General features: G+C 47.1%; 17 protein-coding genes. 16 read left to right on the plus strand and 1 reads right to left on the minus strand.

The window, feature by feature from the left end; genetic code table 11:
* Positions 1 to 243 precede the first annotated feature (243 nt).
* The 8 genes from QM657_RS13545 (at position 244) to QM657_RS13580 (ending at position 9,140) form a co-directional block, all read left to right on the plus strand.
* Positions 244 to 1,128: an SDR family oxidoreductase gene (locus QM657_RS13545; RefSeq protein ID WP_415067230.1), complete on the plus strand. Its 885-nt coding sequence runs from the start codon at positions 244 to 246 to the stop codon at positions 1,126 to 1,128.
* A gap of 169 nt (positions 1,129 to 1,297) precedes the next feature.
* A complete protein-coding gene (locus QM657_RS13550; protein ID WP_415067231.1) occupies positions 1,298 to 2,305 on the plus strand; it encodes a LacI family DNA-binding transcriptional regulator in 1,008 nt (335 codons plus the stop codon).
* Positions 2,306 to 2,351: 46 nt separating this feature from the next.
* Positions 2,352 to 4,682: a glycoside hydrolase family 65 protein gene (locus QM657_RS13555; protein ID WP_415067232.1), complete on the plus strand. Its 2,331-nt coding sequence runs from the start codon at positions 2,352 to 2,354 to the stop codon at positions 4,680 to 4,682.
* Positions 4,679 to 5,341 carry a beta-phosphoglucomutase gene (gene pgmB, locus QM657_RS13560; protein WP_415067233.1) on the plus strand — a complete coding sequence of 221 codons (663 nt, stop codon included), beginning with the start codon at positions 4,679 to 4,681 and terminating at the stop codon, positions 5,339 to 5,341. Before QM657_RS13555 ends, pgmB begins: the two co-directional genes overlap by 4 nt.
* A 13-nt stretch (positions 5,342 to 5,354) precedes the next feature.
* The gene (locus tag QM657_RS13565) at positions 5,355 to 6,068 is read left to right on the plus strand and encodes a phosphatase (RefSeq protein ID WP_415067234.1); all 714 of its coding nucleotides are present in this window, start codon (positions 5,355 to 5,357) and stop codon (positions 6,066 to 6,068) included.
* Between the two features lie 84 nt (positions 6,069 to 6,152).
* Positions 6,153 to 7,448, plus strand: a complete 1,296-nt coding sequence (locus QM657_RS13570) for a sugar ABC transporter substrate-binding protein (RefSeq protein WP_415067235.1) — start codon at positions 6,153 to 6,155, stop codon at positions 7,446 to 7,448.
* Between the two features lie 4 nt (positions 7,449 to 7,452).
* Positions 7,453 to 8,328, plus strand: a complete 876-nt coding sequence (locus QM657_RS13575) for a carbohydrate ABC transporter permease (RefSeq protein WP_415067236.1) — start codon at positions 7,453 to 7,455, stop codon at positions 8,326 to 8,328.
* Positions 8,325 to 9,140: a carbohydrate ABC transporter permease gene (locus tag QM657_RS13580; protein ID WP_415067237.1), complete on the plus strand. Its 816-nt coding sequence runs from the start codon at positions 8,325 to 8,327 to the stop codon at positions 9,138 to 9,140. The genes QM657_RS13575 and QM657_RS13580 overlap by 4 nt, the downstream gene beginning before the upstream one ends.
* A gap of 62 nt (positions 9,141 to 9,202) precedes the next feature.
* Here the strand turns inward: QM657_RS13580 and QM657_RS13585 are convergent, their stop codons facing one another.
* Positions 9,203 to 10,186, minus strand: coding sequence for a LacI family DNA-binding transcriptional regulator (locus QM657_RS13585; RefSeq protein WP_415067238.1), 984 nt, complete (start codon positions 10,184 to 10,186; stop codon positions 9,203 to 9,205).
* 285 nt (positions 10,187 to 10,471) lie between these two features.
* Here QM657_RS13585 and QM657_RS13590 point away from each other — a divergent pair, with 285 nt between their 5' ends.
* The 8 genes from QM657_RS13590 (at position 10,472) to QM657_RS13625 (ending at position 18,922) form a co-directional block, all read left to right on the plus strand.
* Positions 10,472 to 11,863: a sugar ABC transporter substrate-binding protein gene (locus QM657_RS13590; protein WP_415067239.1), complete on the plus strand. Its 1,392-nt coding sequence runs from the start codon at positions 10,472 to 10,474 to the stop codon at positions 11,861 to 11,863.
* Positions 11,864 to 11,980: 117 nt separating this feature from the next.
* Positions 11,981 to 12,889, plus strand: a complete 909-nt coding sequence (locus QM657_RS13595) for a carbohydrate ABC transporter permease (protein ID WP_415067240.1) — start codon at positions 11,981 to 11,983, stop codon at positions 12,887 to 12,889.
* Positions 12,889 to 13,743, plus strand: coding sequence for a carbohydrate ABC transporter permease (locus tag QM657_RS13600; protein WP_415067241.1), 855 nt, complete (start codon positions 12,889 to 12,891; stop codon positions 13,741 to 13,743). Before QM657_RS13595 ends, QM657_RS13600 begins: the two co-directional genes overlap by 1 nt.
* 9 nt (positions 13,744 to 13,752) lie before the next feature.
* Positions 13,753 to 14,598 carry an MBL fold metallo-hydrolase gene (locus QM657_RS13605; RefSeq protein WP_415067242.1) on the plus strand — a complete coding sequence of 282 codons (846 nt, stop codon included), beginning with the start codon at positions 13,753 to 13,755 and terminating at the stop codon, positions 14,596 to 14,598.
* 118 nt (positions 14,599 to 14,716) lie between these two features.
* Positions 14,717 to 15,487: a metallophosphoesterase family protein gene (locus QM657_RS13610; protein ID WP_415067243.1), complete on the plus strand. Its 771-nt coding sequence runs from the start codon at positions 14,717 to 14,719 to the stop codon at positions 15,485 to 15,487.
* Positions 15,488 to 15,510: 23 nt separating this feature from the next.
* Positions 15,511 to 16,212 (plus strand): tyrosine-protein phosphatase, encoded by a 702-nt coding sequence (locus QM657_RS13615; RefSeq protein ID WP_415067244.1) that lies wholly within the window; start codon positions 15,511 to 15,513, stop codon positions 16,210 to 16,212.
* Between the two features lie 36 nt (positions 16,213 to 16,248).
* Positions 16,249 to 17,223, plus strand: a complete 975-nt coding sequence (locus QM657_RS13620) for an adenylylsulfate kinase (protein ID WP_415067245.1) — start codon at positions 16,249 to 16,251, stop codon at positions 17,221 to 17,223.
* Positions 17,213 to 18,922 (plus strand): glycosidase, encoded by a 1,710-nt coding sequence (locus QM657_RS13625; protein ID WP_415067246.1) that lies wholly within the window; start codon positions 17,213 to 17,215, stop codon positions 18,920 to 18,922. The genes QM657_RS13620 and QM657_RS13625 overlap by 11 nt, the downstream gene beginning before the upstream one ends.
* Positions 18,923 to 18,977: the final 55 nt, after the last annotated feature.

The raw sequence follows: 18,977 nt of genomic DNA on the forward strand, positions 1-18,977 counted from the left end.
CCACCTCCCATCTATGTAATGATGGAAGGCCAACGCCCTTGCAGTGACACGATTGCTCCATGTCATCATGATACCATATCCTTTTTCGGAGTACAATTGTTTTTTCAATCATTTTCTTTGGCAGCAGGCTGTAATCACGCTACAGTTTTTTTGTTATCATAAGACGGTATAATAGCGAAAAAGAGTAGAAATACTTTCTGCATTTGATATAATGGACTTATCAAACAAACGGGAGCGGAACATATGAAAAAGAGAATGATGGTTACTGGAGCGGACGGCTTTCTTGGGTCCAGGATTGCAGCATATTATGAAAAGAAATATGAGGTGATACGGGCCGGACGCAGTGATTTGAATATTACAGACGAAAATGCTGTTGCGGAATTTTTAAGGGAAAAAACCCCGGCAGCAGTCATTCATTGCGCCGCAATATCTGATGTGGGCACATGTGAAAATAATCCGGAACTCTCTGAAACAGTTAATCTATATGGAACTGTAAACCTGGCAAAAGCGTGTAAGGAAAGCGGCATCAAACTTCTTTTCATGAGCTCCGACCAGATTTATGCCGGAAGCAGGCTGGAAAGGCCAAATCTGGAGACTGACCAGATACCGTTGATCAATGTTTACGGCCGGCACAAGAAGCAGGCGGAAGAAAAAATTCTGGAGATTTTGCCGGACGGAATATGTCTGCGGCTTTCCTGGATGTATGATTTTCCTGTAAGGGGATTGAAAAGCAGCAATAATCTTCTGGCCCGTTTGCTGAAGGCCATGCTTCAGAACCAGCCAATCTGCCTGCCGGTTCATGATTACAGGGGAATCACCTGGGTTCAGGAGGTGGTGAAGAATATAGAGCCTGCCATGGAACTGCCCGGCGGAATCTATAATTTTGGCAGTGAAAGCACCTGTTCTTCCTATGAAACAGGAATCCAGGTTCTTGGTTTGCTGGCTCATAATAATGACAAAAGAAAGCTTGTTCTTCCCAATGAAGACAGCTTTGCAGGCGGAATCAGAAACTTGGCAATGGACATAGGAAAGCTGAAATCTCAAGGAGTGGATTTTCCGGACACCATATCAGGGTTTGAAAAATGCCTTGAAAACAGCCCGGAATACGTCATGGCTTTGCTCAGGTAAATGGGAAAAACACAAAGCAGGTTTATTCAACTTTGTGAAATTGTAAACAATAGCTAAAAAATGTGAAATATAGACAATAAAGCAATACAAAATATAGAAGATTAGTCAATGGACAAATAAAATACTGTGATATATATTATTTATAACGTTTCAAGTTTGGAGGAATTGTATGAAAGAAACATATAACTTGAAAGATGTTGCAAAGCTGGCCGGAGTCAGTCTTGGGACAGCCTCTAAGGTGCTGAATCACATTTATGTAAAGCCGGACCTTCGGGCCCGTGTGGAGGAAGCGGTGAAGGAGCTGAACTACACGCCCAATGTCATAGCCAGAAGCTTAAAGGTCAATTCCACAAAAACGGTTGGAATCATGATTCCCGATATTTCAAGCCCTGTCATCAGCAAGGTGGTGAAGGGAATTGAGGATTTCAACAGGCAGAAAGGGTATAACGGCATTATTTACCAGACGGCTTTAGAGCTTAACGGAGAAAAGCAGGCCATTGAAACCTTTGTCAGAAGTAAGGTGGACGGTATTTTCTATATTGGAAATACGGTTGAAGCCCAGATTGCAGAGCGGTTAAAGGAAATCAGAATACCGGTGGTGTTCATTATGACCAGCTACCAGGACGAGGCATTTTCCAGTGTGACCATCGATAATGAGGAGGCTGCTTTTGTGGCCGTGGACCATCTTTGCAGCAGAGGGCATAGGAGCATTCTTATGATGGCGGGAGAAAAAGATGACCCCAATGCCGGTGCTCCCCGTTTAAAGGGATATTTAAGGGCATTGAAAAAACACGGAATTGAACCTGATCTGGACTTAATTCATCACGGAGGCTACCGGCTTCAGAGAGGGTATCAGGACATGAAGGGCTTCCTTCAAGGCAAAAAGGAGTTCTCTGCATTGTTTGCCGTGTCCGATGAGGTTGCCATAGGTGCTGTAAAGGCTTTGACGGAAAATGGAATCCGGGTTCCTGAGGATGTATCTGTTTTTGGATTTGACGGAATTGAGATGATTGATTATATCGAGCCTTCCATCAGCAGCATTTCACAGCCTTTTTATGAGCTGGGAAGTGAAGCAGCGAAAATTCTCATGAGCTGTATCGGGGAAGGGAAGAATAACATTCACAAAGTACTGCCATTTCGTTTGATTGAAAATAAATCAGTGAAAGATCACTGGTAAAAATTTTGAATAAATATGAAACGTTTCAAGTTGGGAGGCCATAATATTGAACAGTCAGATTGATAGTTGGAAAATCGTAGAACATGAATTTAAGCTCTGCCACAATGCCAACCAGGAATCACTATTTACCCTTGCAAATGGATTTATCGGCATGAGAGGGGACGGAGAGGAGCCGGTCTCCGACGGATTTAGCAAGCCGGGCACCTTTATCAACGGTTTTTTTGAAAAGGCGGCCATTGTCTACGGAGAGTCAGCCTACGGATTTGCAAAAAACAAGCAGATCATGTTAAATGTCTGCAATGCAAAGCAGTTGACCATCGTGGTGGATGGAGAGGAGTTTCATCCGGAGCATTCCAGAATGGGGTCTTATTACAGAGAGCTGGATATGAAATCCGCAATTGAGATCAGAAAAGTGGTCTGGATCACAGAATCCGGGAAAAGGGTCCTCATTGAAAACCGGAATCTGGTGAGCATGACACGCAAGTTTGTGGCTGCCAGAGAATGCAGTGTGACGCCTCTCAACTTTTCAGGCCCCATGCAGATAGAATCTTATCTGGAAGGCAGTAAGTACATAGAAGAAAAGACAGACGATCCCAGAGTCGAGGAAGGCTTGGGGGATGGAGATTTTCAGGTAAAGGAGAAGGCCCACAGGGAACACCGTGGAAGGAAAACGGCTTTTATGAAGCAGTCTGCAAAGAATTCCGGCCTTTCTGTTGCCTGTACAATAACTGAGAGCATATCACAGGCTTGTGATGAGGTGCGGGAAGCAGAAGACGACTGGCTTCTCACCAGATATTTGATCAATGCTTCGGAAAATGAGCCGGTAAAGCTGCAGAAATATATCAGCTATGTGACCAGTCAGAGAGAGTTTGAGGAGTGTTATGAAAAGACTTCCGCTGATCAGGCGTGTGAGGCGGCTGACGCGGGCTTTGAACAGCTTTTAAAGGAACAGGCTCTTTTTATGGAAGAGTTCTGGAGTCACGCAGATGTGGTGATTAAAGGAGACCCTTCCCTCACCCAGTCGATCAGGTTTAACTTATTTCACCTTCTGCAGTCAACGGGGCGGGATTCCTTTACCAGCATTGCCTCTAAAGGACTGAGCGGAGAGGGCTACGGCGGCCATTATTTCTGGGAATCTGAGGCTTATATTGCTCCGGTGTTTATGTTCTTAGACGGAACCATTGCGAAAAGCATGCTGGAGTACCGCTATACCATACTGGATAAGGCCAGGGAACAGGCCAGGCTTATGGGCCATAAGACAGGGGCTTTGTATTCCTGGAGAAGCATTGATGGGGAAGAGGCTTCCGCCTATTTCCCGGCAGGTTCGGCCCAGTATCACATTAACGGGGACATCGCATTTGCGGTAGTGCGGTATCTGGATGCGACGCTTGATATGGATTTTCTGGAAAAATTCGGTCTGGAGATTCTTTTGGAGACTGCCAGAATCTGGACGGATATGGGCCATTACTCAGATTTAAAAGGCGGAAAGTTCTGCATTGACTGCGTCACCGGGCCTGATGAGTATACGGCCATTGTGGACAACAACTGCTACACCAATTTGATGGCAAGGGAAAACCTTTGGAATGCTGTAAAATATGCCGGGCTTTTAAAGTCGGAAAACGGGAAGAGATATGAGGAAATTGCAGAAAAAATCGGCTTAAAGGCACAGGAGCTGGAGGAATTCCGGAAGGCGGCGGATTTGATGTTTGTTCCCTATGATGAGAATTTGCAGATTCATATGCAGGACGACACCTTCCTCTATAGAAAGGTGCTGGATTTAGATCAAATTCCGGAACAGAATTTTCCGCTTCTGCTTCACTACCATCCCTTATTTATTTACCGCCATCAGGTATGCAAGCAGCCGGACCTTCTGCTGGCACAATTTTTCCTCTTTAACCGGTTTACGGATGAGGAAAAGAAACGGAACTTTGACTATTATGAAAAGCTGGCAACCCACGATTCCTCTTTATCTGTCTGTATTTTCTCGGTTATGGCGGCGGAAACCGGAGATGTGGACAAGGCTTATGATTATTTCATGCAGTGCATTCGGACAGACCTTGACGACATGCAGAAGAATACAAAGGATGGGCTTCACATGGCGAACATGGCAGGTGCGTGGATGTCCATTGTCCATGGTTTTGCAGGCATGAATGCAGCAAATGGGGAGCTATCCTTTAAGCCAAAGCTCCCGAAACAGTGGGAAGGGTATGAATTCTCTGTAAGATACAGGGGGAAAGAAATCAGGGTCCAGGCGGATAGAAGCGGAGTCTCCTATGAGATGAAGTCAGAAGGGCAGCTTACCGTAACCCATTGGGGAGAGGCGGTGGATGTGGCCTTTGGAAATAAAAGAGTGTTTAAATGGAGAGAAGAGGGATGAGAGAGATAAAGACCTGCATCTTTGATATGGATGGAGTGATTTGTGACACGGCCAAATATCATTTTTACGCATGGAAAAAGCTTGGGGACCGGCTTGGAATTGTTTTTACAGAACAGGACAATGAAAGGCTGAAGGGGGTGAGCCGGATGGAATCTCTGGAAATTTTATTGAGCCTTTCGGACCGGACCTATACGGAAGAGGAAAAGCTTTCCTTTGCAAAAGAGAAGAATGAGAATTATGTGGACTATATCAGTGCAATGGACAAAAATGAGATATTGCCGGGGGTTTTGAGTGTTTTAGAATATTGTAAAAAAGAAGGAATTAAAACGGCTTTGGGCTCGGTGAGCAAAAATGCAGGGATTATTTTAGACAGGCTTAAGCTTTGGACTTACTTCGATGCGGTGATTGACGGCACCAAGGTGGTAAGGGCCAAGCCGGACCCGGAGGTATTTTTAAAAGGAGCTGCTGAGACAGGAACAGAACCTTCCTGCTGTGTGGTGTTTGAGGATGCTTATACTGGAGTTGAAGCGGCCAGGGCTGCCGGAATGCTGGCGGTGGGGATCGGAAGTGAACAGGCTCTTCCTAATGCTGATTTTGTGATCAGGGGATTTGAGGAAATGAGTGCAGAACAGCTTATGAATAGAATCAGACAATTTTAAAGGAGATGAGTGAATGTATTCTGTGATCGAAACACATTACCACACCGTTGCATCGGGACACGCTTACAGCACTGTGCTGGAGGGCGTGGCATATGCCAAACGGTATGGGATGAAGGGACTGGCAGTTACGGATCACGGGCCAGAGATGCCGGGAGCCCCTCATATATGGCATTTTGGAAATCAAAGCGCCATAGGGCCTGAGGTTGACGGAATCCGAATTCTCAAAGGTGCGGAAGCCAATATTATGAACTTTGAGGGAGAACTGGATATTACAGAGGAGTTCTTAAAGAAGCTGGACTGGGTCATTGCGTCCTACCACGTTCCATGCTGCACACCGGGAACTCCGGAGGACCACACCAGAGGATATTTCCATGTGATCCGCAATCCCTATGTGGATGTTCTGGGGCATTCCGGAAATGACGACTACGTTTACGATTATGAGAAGGTGATCTCAGAGGCTAAAAAATACAACAAGATCATTGAGATCAATGCTCATTCTCCCATCGGAAGGCCGGGATCAAAGGAGCGGTGCCCCATCATTGCAGGGCTTTGCAAGAAGCATGAAGTCTGGGTCGTCGTTTCCACAGATGCCCACTTTGCAGCTAAAATAGGCAGGGTGGACCTGGCTATGGAAATGCTCCGGAGCATTGATTTTCCGGAGGAGCTGATTTTAAACATGAATGAGGAACGGTTTTTCCGGTACCTGGAAAACCGCAAAAGACCATAAGAGATATCTTTTATACAGCCTGTTAAAACAGGGGGCATGAAAGGTTTCGATAAATATTTAACAAAAATGAATGGAGGGTTTATTATGAAATCAAGAGCATTAGTAACAGCAGCAGCGGCTGTGATGACAGCGGCATTTGCACTGGCCGGGTGTTCCGGCGGGGCTCCAAAGGCAGAAGCCACCAAGGCGAATGAGGCTTCAAAAGCAGAGGGAGGACAGGAGACGGCAAAGGAGAAAAAGGATGTGACCTTGAATTTTGCCATTCCGCTGGCAGAAGAGGAGTGGCAGGTATTCCGTGAGGACGTGTTTAAGCCTTTTGAAGAGGAAACAGGAATCAAGATCAACGGAATCCAGATGGAAAATAAGGACATGGAGAACAAGCTGGATGCCTTAAAGCAGGCGGGAAAGCATGAGATCGACATTTTTGCGCCCAGCACCGTATATCTTCCGGGAATTATTGATAAGGAGCTGGCAGAGGATTTAACCGGCGGAATTGAGATTCCTGATGCCATTCCGGAGAACTTATATAAGGAGTTCCAGTTTGACAGCAAAGTGCAGTTCGTTCCTCTTCGCCCCAATGTTCAGACCAATTACTACTACAAGGACAAGTTTGAGAAATACGGTCTGGAAGCTCCTAAGACCTGGGATGAGCTGCTGAATGCAGCGAAGAAGCTCTATGAAGAGGAAGGCGTAGGCCGCGTTGCCATTCAGGCCAACTCCGGGTCAGCTCTTACCATTACATCCCTTGAATTCATCCGCTCCGCAGGCGGCGATCCCCTGGTACTGAATGATGAGGGCTCTGTAAAGGCATTTACCTTCCTCCAGGAGCTGTGGCCTTATCTGTCTCCGGAATCCAAGAGGGCTGATTTTAACGTGATCAATGAGCTCCTTGCAACGGAATCCATTTACTACGGTGCCAACTGGCCCTACTGTGCGACAGTGGTTGTTAAGGATGGCGGAAAAGACCAGGTTGTTTCTTACGTTGGATTTGAAGGGCCAAAGGGCATTTCCAAGGTCACCACAACAACGGTTATGGGCATTGTAAACGGAACGCCTAATAAGGAAGAGGCAGTTCAGTTCTTAGAGTACTTAATGTCAGAGCCGGTTCAGAACACCTTATTCAGCAAGCTGGGCTGGGCTCCGGCACGCAGCGATGCCTTCGGAGAAATCGAAGAGTGGCAGAAGCCTTTTGTTGAGGATGTACAGGAAGCTCTTCAGTTTGCACAGTCAAGACCCATCGTGCCATACTGGTCTGATGTGGATAAAGCGATCAACGACGCATTTAAGGATATTGTAATTGACGGAAATAAGGACGTTCAGGGTACCCTTGATAAGTACCATGATCAGATTGAGGCGGCAAAGGCTCAGAAGGGTGAGTGATTGAGTGAAACAACAGAGGGATACGAAGAAATTTTTAAAGAAAAATGGCTTTAACATTTTACTGATTCTTCCTCTTATTGTATTTATTTTCAGCTTTACCATTGTACCGATTATAAGAACTGTTTTGATCAGCTTTCAGAACCCGGCGACCTCAGCCTGGACCGTTGATAATTATAAAAGCGTTATTACGAGAGGTATTTTTGGGGAGGCGATTTTCAATACTCTTGCCATTACCGTCATCGGGCTTATTTTACAGATGACCTTAGGATACCTCATTGCCACCATGCTTCGGCAGACTTTTGTAGGGAAGGGGCTTGCAAGGACTCTTGTGCTCCTCCCCATGGGAGTCCCCACCATGGTATCCGGTGTTGCCATGCTCTATTTGTTCAGCACCTCAGGCTATATCAATGAAGTCCTCTACCGGCTCAGCCTTGCGCCCATTCCCATTGACTGGACAGCTACCAAGCTGCGAAGCCTCCTGGTGATTGCAGTTGCGGATAGCTGGAAGGTCATGCCCATGGTAGTCATGCTTTTTCTGGCCGGGCTGGAGGCCATTCCAACGGAAATTTACGAGGCGGCCAATGTGGATGGAGCGGGAACCATGGCTAAGTTCTGGCACATCACCCTCCCTCAGTTGAAAGCTACGGTGACCATGACGGTTTTAACCAGAGTGGTGGACCTTCTCAGGATTTTCGAACTTCCCAAGGTTTTAGTGGGGCAGAGCACTCCGTTTTTAGCCACCATCGCCTATGAAGAATACTCTTATAACAATCACGCCAACTCGGCGGTGGCGTCGACTCTGCTTCTGATGATTATTCTGGTGATTGTTTCGCTTTATATGTTTTTTGTGGAACGGGAAAGGAAGGTGAAGAGGCCATGAAAAAGAGTGTGAAAAAAGCGCTGTTTTATGCTTTGATGATACTGGTCTGCTTAATCATGATCAGCCCGGTCTATATTCTGGCTAAGGTTTCCTTCAGCGCCAAGGCCGAGGTTTTGACCCAGCACCCGACCCTGCTCCTTCACAATCCCACCCTGGAACACTGGAGCAATGTATTCCGGGCCGGGAATCTATGGGAGCCATTAAAGCGCAGCCTGGTGGTTTCCACAGGCACGACCCTGCTTGCCATGGTGATCGTGGTTCCGGCCTCCTATGTGGTTTCCAGAATGTCAAAGAAGATGAGGTATGTTTTTATCCTGTCTCTCTTCTTTACCAGGATGATTCCCAGCGTGGCCATTGCCCTTCCCATCTCTGTTACCTTTATCAAGATGAATTTGACGGATACGGTGCAGGGGTTGATCCTGGCGAATATGATAAGCCAGATTCCCTTTATGGCCTGGATTCTGGTATCCTCCTTTTCCGGGATACCGGTCACTTTGGATGAGGCCGCGGCCATTGACGGGGCGGGCAAGTTCCAGATCATACGTCTGGTCATCCTTCCGGTTGCCATGCAGGGAATTGCGGTGGCTGCCATGTATGTGTGGCTCAATGCATGGAATGAATTCACGTATGCCATGTATTTGTCCACCAACTCAAAGACCCTGCCCCTCATGATTTACTATTATGTGTCAAGAGGAAGCGTGTTTGAGAGGGCGGCTTACTCCACCATTCTGGCTATTCCTGTCATCCTGCTTACCTTCGTGCTTCAAAGGTATTTAAAGCCGGACTACTTAGGCGGTTCTGTAAAGGGATAAAAAATGATAAAAAGGCTTCTGCAATTATACTGCAGAAGCCTTTTTCGCGTTATAAAGACCGTTTACCAGCCTGTAGACTGCCGCTTGACTAAGGACACGGGCAGGACCAGCTTGCTGGGAACCGTTTCCCGGCTGCTGGATCTGATTAAAGAGTCCACGGCCATTTCCGCCATCTCCTTTGTGGGCTGGTGTATGGTGGAAATCTGGGGGGTGGTCAGGGAGGAGAGGGCAACGTCATCAAAGCCCACCAATTTTATATCCTGGGGAATCTGTTTTCCCATATCTGCACAGACCTGGATGACCTGAGCGGCAATCAAATCACTGCTGGCGAAGATGCCGTCCGTATTTGGAAGGCCTAAAAGGGTCTGTCTGATGGAGTCCCGGTAATCCATGGAATAATACGTATTGTCCCTGGTCCATACGATTTCAAAATCAACACCGTGCTTTTGACAGACATCTTTAAATGCCTGGCTTCGGCTGTCACCGGGCATTTCCTGGTCAATGATTCCGCTGAAATGGATTAAGCTTTTACAGCCGCAGGCGATCAGATGCTCTGCCGCCAGCCGCCCGCCCTCGTAGTTGTCACATAAGATGGTGGAGGCGCATAAGGAGCTGTTGCATTCAATGGCTACAAAGGGAATTCCCTGCTGGGTGTACTGCTCTGAAGCCAGAATCATTCCGCAGAAAATAATCCCCACCGCCCGGTTGCTTTTGCATAAGTCGATGTACTCCGCTTCCCGTGAGTGGTCTTCCTTGGAATTGCAGAGCAGAATTTTAAAACCCCGTTTCGAAGCCGCATTTTCCAACTGGCTGATGAGCTGGGCAAAATAGGGGTGTGTAATATGGGGGGTTATGATGCCTATGGTATTGGTCACCTGCTTGGAAAGGGAGCGGGCCAGCTCATTGGGCCGGTAATGGAGCTCATCCATGGCCTTTTTTACTTTATGTTTCGTCTCTTCGCTGAGATACCCTCTGTTGTTGATCACCCGTGAAACAGTGGTCACGGTAACGCCTGCCTTTTCAGCCACATCTTTTAATGTCGGCATAAGCTCCTCCTGAATTGTGATGGTTCTGTCGTGTTAATCGTTTAACTTATCCCTATCATACCACAAAAGAGAAAGATGCGCAAACCAGGATAGTAAAGTCATACAAATTCCCATAAAGAATATACAAAACAGAGAATTGAAGAAAATAAGCGAATCAATTCCTGTATAAATAGCATTAAAAACGTGAAAAATAAGACAAATAAATTATACAAAGTTTATATCAACCGCTTGACATATTGTAATCAGAGATATATAATGGGCCTATCAAATAAAAGAGGAGGAAGCGTGACGGCTCCAGACCGTCATGCGGAAGAGACTATGAGACAATTGTGGAAAAAAGCAGCAGTTGGTATGGCTGTGCTGGCATTTTCAGTTTCAGCAGCCGGCTGCGGAGAAAAGGTGACAGATACTCCTACCACTGCCGCCCAGAGTGAAGCAGGAAGCCAGGCAGAGAGCCAGTCCGAAGGCAGCGAAGCTGCTGAGGGAGCAGGAAGCATCAAGGTATGGGTCAGCTCCGGTGCAGAGGATGACATCTACCGTGAGATGTTTAAGAAAATGGAAACAGAGCTGAAACTGGAAATCAATGACGAGTACTATCCAAAGGATGAGTTGGACAGCAAGATGCAGGTAGCTCCTGTCGTTGGAGATGCTCCTGATATGATCATCGCCGATTACCTTCAGATTCCCTCTTATTATGAGGCAGGCATGATCGAAGCTTTAGAGGACCGTGTACCGGCTGATATCAAGTCTGACCTGCTTCAGTCTATCGTAGATGAGTCCACTTATGACGGACACATGATCACAACTGCCCAGTTTGATGCGGGTATGGCTCTTTGGGCTAACAAGTCCATGCTGGAGGCAGCAGGTGTGCGCATTCCTACCAGCTATAAGGACGCCTGGGACAAGGCTGAATTTGAAGACGTGCTTGCAAAGCTGAAAGCGAGCGGAGTGGAATATCCTCTTTATATCCGCCAGAACAAGCCTTCTTCCCTGTACTTCACCTTTATGCCGGTTCTTGCCAGCTTTGGCGGTGACTATGTAAACCGTGACACCATGCTGACAGAGGGCGTTTTAGACAGCGAAGAAACCATTGCAGCTTATTCTTACATCACCTGGCTGGTTGACCAGGGATATATCAACGGTGCCTGCGATTATGAAGATGCTTTTTACGGAAGAAAAGAAAGTGCTCTTGCTCTTTTAGGCCACTGGAAATACACCGATCACGTGACCAACCTTGGAGACGATGCGATTTTAGTTCCTGTTCCTGACTTTGGAAAGGGCGTTTACACCTGTTCCGGTTCTGTTGTATGGGCTATGACCACAGCAGCAAAGGACAACAAAACTGCAGATGCCGTATGGTCTGTTATGGAAGCTTCCCTTCAGCCTGAATACATCACTCAGATGGTAGACTTTAACGGAGCTATTCCTTCCAGAAAATCCGTTCTCGACACAAGAGAAGACTTAAAAGAAGGTGGACGTCTGTACTTATACCGTGAGCAGTTAGAAGCAGGCATTTCTGTATTAAGACCTTTGACTCCTGCCCACATGACCATTTACAGCGCTATGGAATCTGCTACTTCTGATATCATCGGAGGAGCTGACGCAGCAGAGGCATTAAAGGAAGCAGCAAAATCCATTGATGAGATCATCCTTGAAAATGAATGGAATCTTAAATAATTAATTGTCAGAAACTAATAACCCCCTCCGCCGGCTGTCTTTGCAGGCGGAGGGCGGTTTATTGAAGGAGGCGGTCAGAGGCCGTCATTTACAGGCTTCATCAGAGGAGGAAAAAAGATGAAAGGACAAAAAACAGGAGCCAGACGGGGATTTCGGGACGGCCAGACGCGGACAGCCTGGATGTTCTGTGCGCCCGCATTGATCCCCATTACGCTGTTTATTATATTGCCTTTCTGCATGTCCATTGTTTACTCTTTCACAAACAGGATGCTGGTGCAGAAGGCGGGAAAGGCCGTTGAATTCGTGGGCCTGAAAAACTTTATCAAGCTGGTGACAAACGGAGCGGCCCAGCAGGCATTTCTCAATACTGCGGTTTATGCCCTGTTGGTAGTTCCGGTAATTGTGATTTTAGGAATCATGCTGGCGGTTTTAGTGAACAACTCCTTAAAAGGGGTGAAGCTGTTCCGTACCATTTATTTCAGCCCCCAGATCATCACCATGACTGTCGTGGCTATTGTGTGGTCCTTTATTTTCTCCCCCGGACCTGACGGACTGATGAACTCCGCTCTCAGGGCATTTGGAATGGCGCCCCAGGCCTGGCTTCAGGATTCCAGATGGGCGCTGTTTTGCATTGCGGTCATGTATATATGGCAGTCCCTTGGAATGGAAATGCTCATCATCTTAGGCGGACTTCAGTTTATTTCAGAGGACTTATATGAGGCCGGAAGAATGGATGGCTGCAACGCATCCCAGAGGTTCTGGTACATTACGGTTCCTATGCTTAAAAATACTCTGGTATACGTTTTGATTTCCACTACCATCAACACCTTAAAATTATTTACACAGGTATATGTGCTGACCAACGGAGGACCCAAGGGGTCTACCACCTCGGTTATTTACCTGCTGTATAAATCCGGCTTTGTGAACAATCAGCTTGGCTATTCTTCTGCAATCGCCGTTGTGTTCTTCCTGATCGTGCTCACAATATCCTTGATTCAAAATAAAGTGTTAGGGAGGGATAACTGATGAGATCAGCCATGTCAAAAGAAAAGAAAATGATGTATCTGTTTTTGATGTACGCAGCTTATATTCTGGTGGCATTTATATTTATCGCCCCCATCGTCTATATGACGGTTTCCTCCTTAAAAACAGACTCTCAGATCGTAGCGGATATGTCCACCTTCAAGGCATTTCTCCCGGTGGGAACTCTGACCTTTGATAACTTTACACAGGTCATTCAGCGTGTGGATTTTATGAAGTTCTTTAAAAACTCCGCTGTGGTAGCCGTGATCAACGTATCCCTGGTGGTTATTGTAAATGCCATGATCGGATACGCCCTGGGTCTTTTGGACTTTAAGGGAAAGGATTTAATGATTTCCCTGATCATCGCACTGTCCATTATCCCGACTGAGGCCGTTGTCATCAACCGTTTCATGATAGCCAATGAATTCCGTATGCTCAACAGCTATGCAGGACTGGCTCTGCCTACCATCGGTTATCCCATGTACATCTTTCTCTATTACAACCATTTTAAAGGGATGCCAAAGGAGCTTATGGAAGCGGCCATTGTGGATGGAGAGTCTTACTCAGGAATATTCTGGCGGATCATGCTGCCTTTATCAAAGCCGATCTGCGCCACTGTGACCATCATGGCATTTATCCGCACCTGGGGCGATTTGTTATGGCCTACGCTGGTGACGAGAGATGAGACATACCGGACTCTGCCGCTGGCTTTGCGGGCTCTTTCTACGGACGTGTATATTTTCTGGGGACAGATTTTTGCATTTGCCACTTTAATGACCATTCCTGTGTTCGTCATCTTCCTCATGTTCCAGAAGCAGTTCATCCAGTCTCTGACCATGTCGGGAATTAAGGGTTAGGAGAATCTTATGAAGCTTCAGTATATCGGAACCGGAGCCGCAGAAGGATTTCCGGGAATGTTCTGCCAGTGTGACGCCTGCCGGGGAGCAAGAAAGGCCGGAGGCCGTAATTTAAAGACCAGAAGCTGTGCATTGATCGACGGCCATGTGCTGATCGATTTATCACCTGATCTGTATGCCCAGTCCCTGAACCTGGGGCTGGAGCTTTCCCAGGTTCAGGAGCTGGTTGTGACCCATACTCATAAGGATCATTTTGACTCCTTTTTCCTGGGCTTGAGGGCAAGGGATGGAGCCACTGTGCTGCCGGATAAAAAAGAAGAGGAAAATTACTTATCCGTGTATGGAAGCAGCTTTGTAAAGGAGGCTGTTGACAAGGCCTTAAAAGAGGAGCCTTACGCCAATGATGCCAGAATCCGGTTTGTGAATGCAGAGCCGGGAAAATGGTTTCAGGCCGGAAACGTAAGGTTCTGCCCCTTAAAGGCAAACCATAAAAAGGATGAGCTGTGCCACATTTATGCGGTGACGGACGGGACTGGAAGTCTGCTTTACGCCAATGATACGGGAACCCTTTCGGAAGAGACTCTTCAGATGATCGGCGGCCTTGGCCTGGTTTTTGATGCGGTCAGTATGGACTGCGCAAGGGGAACCCTGCCGGGAGACGGGCATATGGGAATTAAGGAAAACCGGGAGCTTAGGAAACGGCTGGAGCAGATGGGGTGTGCGGACTCAAAAACCCGGTATTATTTAAACCATTTATCCCATATGAGCGGAATCATCCATGATGACCTTCAAAAGCTGATGGCACCGGAGGGCTTTACCGTGTCCTATGACGGTATGATCGTTTATATTGGCTGAGGAGGAGGATGGGAGCATATTTCCTCCTTTTCTATTATCCAAAAAGGAATTTTATGGTAAAATAACTCGGAAGAAAGGTCCGCTGCTTTTGGAAGAAAGGCGGAAAAGGGTTTGTATTATGAAGCTATTGGTGATATCTGATATACACAGCAATATCTGGGCTCTGGAAAAGGTGCTGGAAACGGAACAGGATATTGATTTATTATGCTGTGCAGGGGACCTGGTGGATTATGGAACGGCTCCCCGCGAGGTCGTGGACCGGATCAGGCAGTGCGGGTCCAAAGTGGTGGTTCAGGGCAACCATGACCGCCATACGGCTGATATCTGGAGACAGGGAAATTATCAGGATGTATCTCCTGAGGAATATAAATGGGTTCATCACAACTGCCGCAGGCTGGATGAGGACCGGATCAGTTTTTTGGAAATGCTTCCTGTTCATAAGACTTTTGAGGCCGACGGTTATGTCTATATGATGCAGCATCAGTATGACCACGCTTACGGAACCATTGAAAGCCGGTATCAGTTTGAAGAGTTCTGGAAAAAACACGCCGGGCAGGAATACGCTGACAGCAAAAAAAGGCGGATGATATTCGGCCATACCCACCGCCCGTCTATTCACGCTCTGGATCAGGATATGATGTGGCTCAATCCGGGAAGCGTTTCTTACCGCAGGCCGGATGATCCGGAAAAGACCGCTCATTATATGATCATTGAGGACGGAGAAATCCGCTTTGGCCGTGTTCCCTATGACAGAAGCCAGCCGTTAAAGGAGGCCAGGGAGCTAAACCGGATTCATGGAATGATGGAAACAGAGCTTCAGGATTTCTTCTTCTTTTTCGGAGATGCGAAAACCACGAGAGACCCCCTTCCAGCGGAGGATGAACAATAATTTTAAGAAAAGAGGAAATAGATATGATGACTTACCGGCGTTATCCCATGAAGGGAGTGGCTAATTTCAGGGACCTGGGCGGATATTCCTGTAACGGCGGCATGACAAAATGGGGAGTATTTTTCCGCAGCACCAGCCTTTATAAGGCGGTGGATGAGGATGTGGCCATCATGGAGCGGGCGGGGATTTCCCGTATTCTGGATTTGCGCTATCCCGGAGAGCGGGAAGAGAAACCGGATGTGCCGGTTAAGGGCGCTGACTGGATGGGAATTTCTCTGCTGGGAACCATACCTGTGGAAGACCTTGATGTCAATGATGAGGAAGAGGATACAAAGACGCTGATCAACATGTACCGCCAGATCATCGGCAGCTCCAGGGCTGAGATAAGGGATTCTGTTCAGGCCATGATTCAGGCTGAGGGGCCGGCCCTGTTCCACTGTGCGGCAGGCAAGGACAGAACCGGGATTTTGGCCATGCTGCTTTTGGGGGCAGTGGGAGTGAGCAGGGAAGACATTATCGCGGATTATGAGATGAGCCATCACTATATCAGAAGCTTTACAGAGGATATTTCCGGTTCTCACGGCAGCAATATGCAGAAGCTGTTTGATGAGATTGTGGAGGAATGGGGATCTGTTACAGGGTTTTTGCGGGAATGCGGCATTTCTGAAAAAGAGCTGTCCCGTCTCAATGAGAAATTTGTGATACCCTGTGATTTTTTTGGGTAAAGGAGCAAGCTTAGAAGGAAAGAGAGGCTTTGAAAGATGGAATTGAAGCAAGCGGTTGAAGCTATTATAAAAAGCGGGAACTGGAAAGGGCCTGAAATACCGGGAGACATTCCTCACGGGGACATGCCGGGGGATAAGGTCGAAATTGGAGAGGTACATATTAAAAAGGCCAATACCATTTTCCCGGAGCTGTTATTAAAACTGTCAGAAATTTTGGAAAAGCGGAAAACGGAAAAAGTGGTTCTGACTGTATGCGGCGGTTCAGGCGTGGGAAAATCGGAGATCGCTTCCTTGCTGTCCTACTATTTTAATCAGCTTGGCATTGGAAGCTATACCCTTTCCGGAGACAACTATCCTCACAGGATTCCAAAGTATAACGATGCGGAACGCCTTCACATATTCCGGGAATCGGCCTTAAAAGCCATGGTTAAAGCCGGGACCTTTGATGAAGACCGGTTTCAGATCATCCATCAGCTTCAAAAGGAAGATGACGATGCCAACACAGCCCATGCCGGCAAATATCCCTGGTATGAGTCCTATTTATCAGGAGGAAGGGACGGGCTTAGAAATTACCTTGGGACCGTTAAGGAAATCGCCTTTGATGAAATAGAAGAGATTCTGACTCAGTTTAAAAGCGGAAAAGAAGAGATTTGGTTAAAGCGCATGGGCAGAGAGGATACAGAACTCTGGTACAGCCGGGTGGACTTTTCCAATATCAATATTTTAATCATTGAATGGACTCATGGAAACAGTGGAAATTATCAGGGAGTGGATATTCCCATTCTGTTAAACAGCACACCTGAGGAGACTCTGGCACACCGGAGGGCCAGAAACAGAGATGGCGCTACGGACAGCCCATTTACCACGATGGTTTTGGAACTGGAACAGGCCATGCTGGAGGCCCAGGCCCCTAAGGCAGCCATCATCCTTTCCAAAGGCGGGGAACTGCTGTCTTATGAGCAGTATTGCAGACAGATGGAAGAGAGCAAAGGAGGCAGTCATGACCAGTAAGAAGGCCGGAAAATCCGTTGACAATGGGGTAATGCTCAATGCTTATCCCGACAGCATGGGCGGCACCTTGTCCCATATTGCTGACTTTTTAAAAAAACCGGAGTTGGAAGACGTATTCAGCACCTTTTACATCCTGCCCAGTATTTTTAACACCGACTTGGACCGGGGATTTTCCGTGATCGATTACGGGTTAAATGAGCTGCTGGCAGACCGAAAGGATATCGAGGACTTAAAGGGCCTGGATATTGATTTGAAGCTGGATTTTATCTTAAACCATTCTTCCGTGCTGTCAAAGCCCTTTCAGGACATTTTAAAGCATGGGGAGAAATCCAGGTACAGGGACTTCTTTATTGACTGGAATAAGTTCTGGGAAGGCCACGGAACCATGACAGAGGAAGGTTATATCCAGCCTGATGAAGCCCTCATAAAGGACATGTTTTTCCGAAAGCCCGGTCTGCCCATTTTAATGGTCCGCCTGCCTGACGGGAAAAATGTGCCTTACTGGAATACCTTTTATCAGGAAGTCCGGTACAAAGAGGTAGATGCCTGGGACTTGATGCAGGAAATGGAAATCCAGTACGCATCGGCAGAACAGTTGGCAGAGATTGTGAACAAGGCCCTGGAAGAGGGGAAAAAGCCCTCTGAAATGGAACTGGGAAAATATGAAAAGTATAAGGCCGGCTTAACAGAGCTGCTGGAATCAAGGCGGAAGTACCTTGGACAGATGGATTTGAATATTCAGTCCCCTCTGGTCTGGGAACATTATGACAATACCTTAAAAACCCTTTCCCAGTACGGCGCTAAAATTGTGCGGCTCGATGCATTTGCGTATGCGCCCAAGGCGACCGGAGAAAAGAACTTTTTAAATGATCCGGGAACCTGGGATTTGCTGAAACGGGTACAGGATTTGGCGGATCAGTACAGCGTACAGCTTCTGCCGGAAATACACTCCAGCTACGGGGAGAGGACGTTTGAGCTGCTGTCTGAAAAGGGCTATATGACCTACGACTTTTTCCTTCCCGGCCTCATCATTCATGCCCTGGAAATTGGAAGCGGGGAACATCTGGTGCGCTGGGCAAAGGAACTGCTGGAAAAGAAGATCAAAGTGGTGAACATGCTGGGCTGCCACGACGGAATTCCTCTGTTAGACTTAAAAGGCCTGATTTCTGATGAGGAAATTGAGAAGCTGATTGAGGCAGTTGTAGGCCGGGGCGGTTTTGTCAAAAACCTCCATGGACAGAAAAACGTCTACTATCAGGTGAATGCGACGTATTACAGCGCTCTTGGAGAAGACGACCAGAAGATGCTGTTTGCAAGGGCATTGCAGCTCTTTATGCCCGGAAAGCCTCAGGTGTGGTATCTGGACCTCTTTGCCGGTAAAAATGATTATGAAGCCGTAAAAAAAGCCGGTGCAGCCGGTCATAAGGAAGTGAACCGCACCAATTTGACCAGGGAGCAGATGGAAGAGAAGCTGGAGCTTGATGTGGTGAAAAAGCAGATTGAAATGCTGCGGTTTAGAAACAGCTTTCCGGCTTTTGGCTTTGATTCAGAAATGGAAATACAGGGTGATGGATCAGGGCTGGAAATTGTCTGGAAAAATAATGGGTATGAAGCCAGATTAAAGGCTGACTTAAAGACCTGCGAATATGAGATAACGGGAATCGGTGAGGATGGAGCCGTTTGCCTTAACTTCCGTTAAAGGTTTTCTATACCATATATGGCCTTTCATCGTAAGATGGAGGGCCTGTTTTTAT

The organism is Lacrimispora sp. (assembly GCF_047605665.1).
GTDB lineage: Bacteria > Bacillota > Clostridia > Lachnospirales > Lachnospiraceae > Lacrimispora.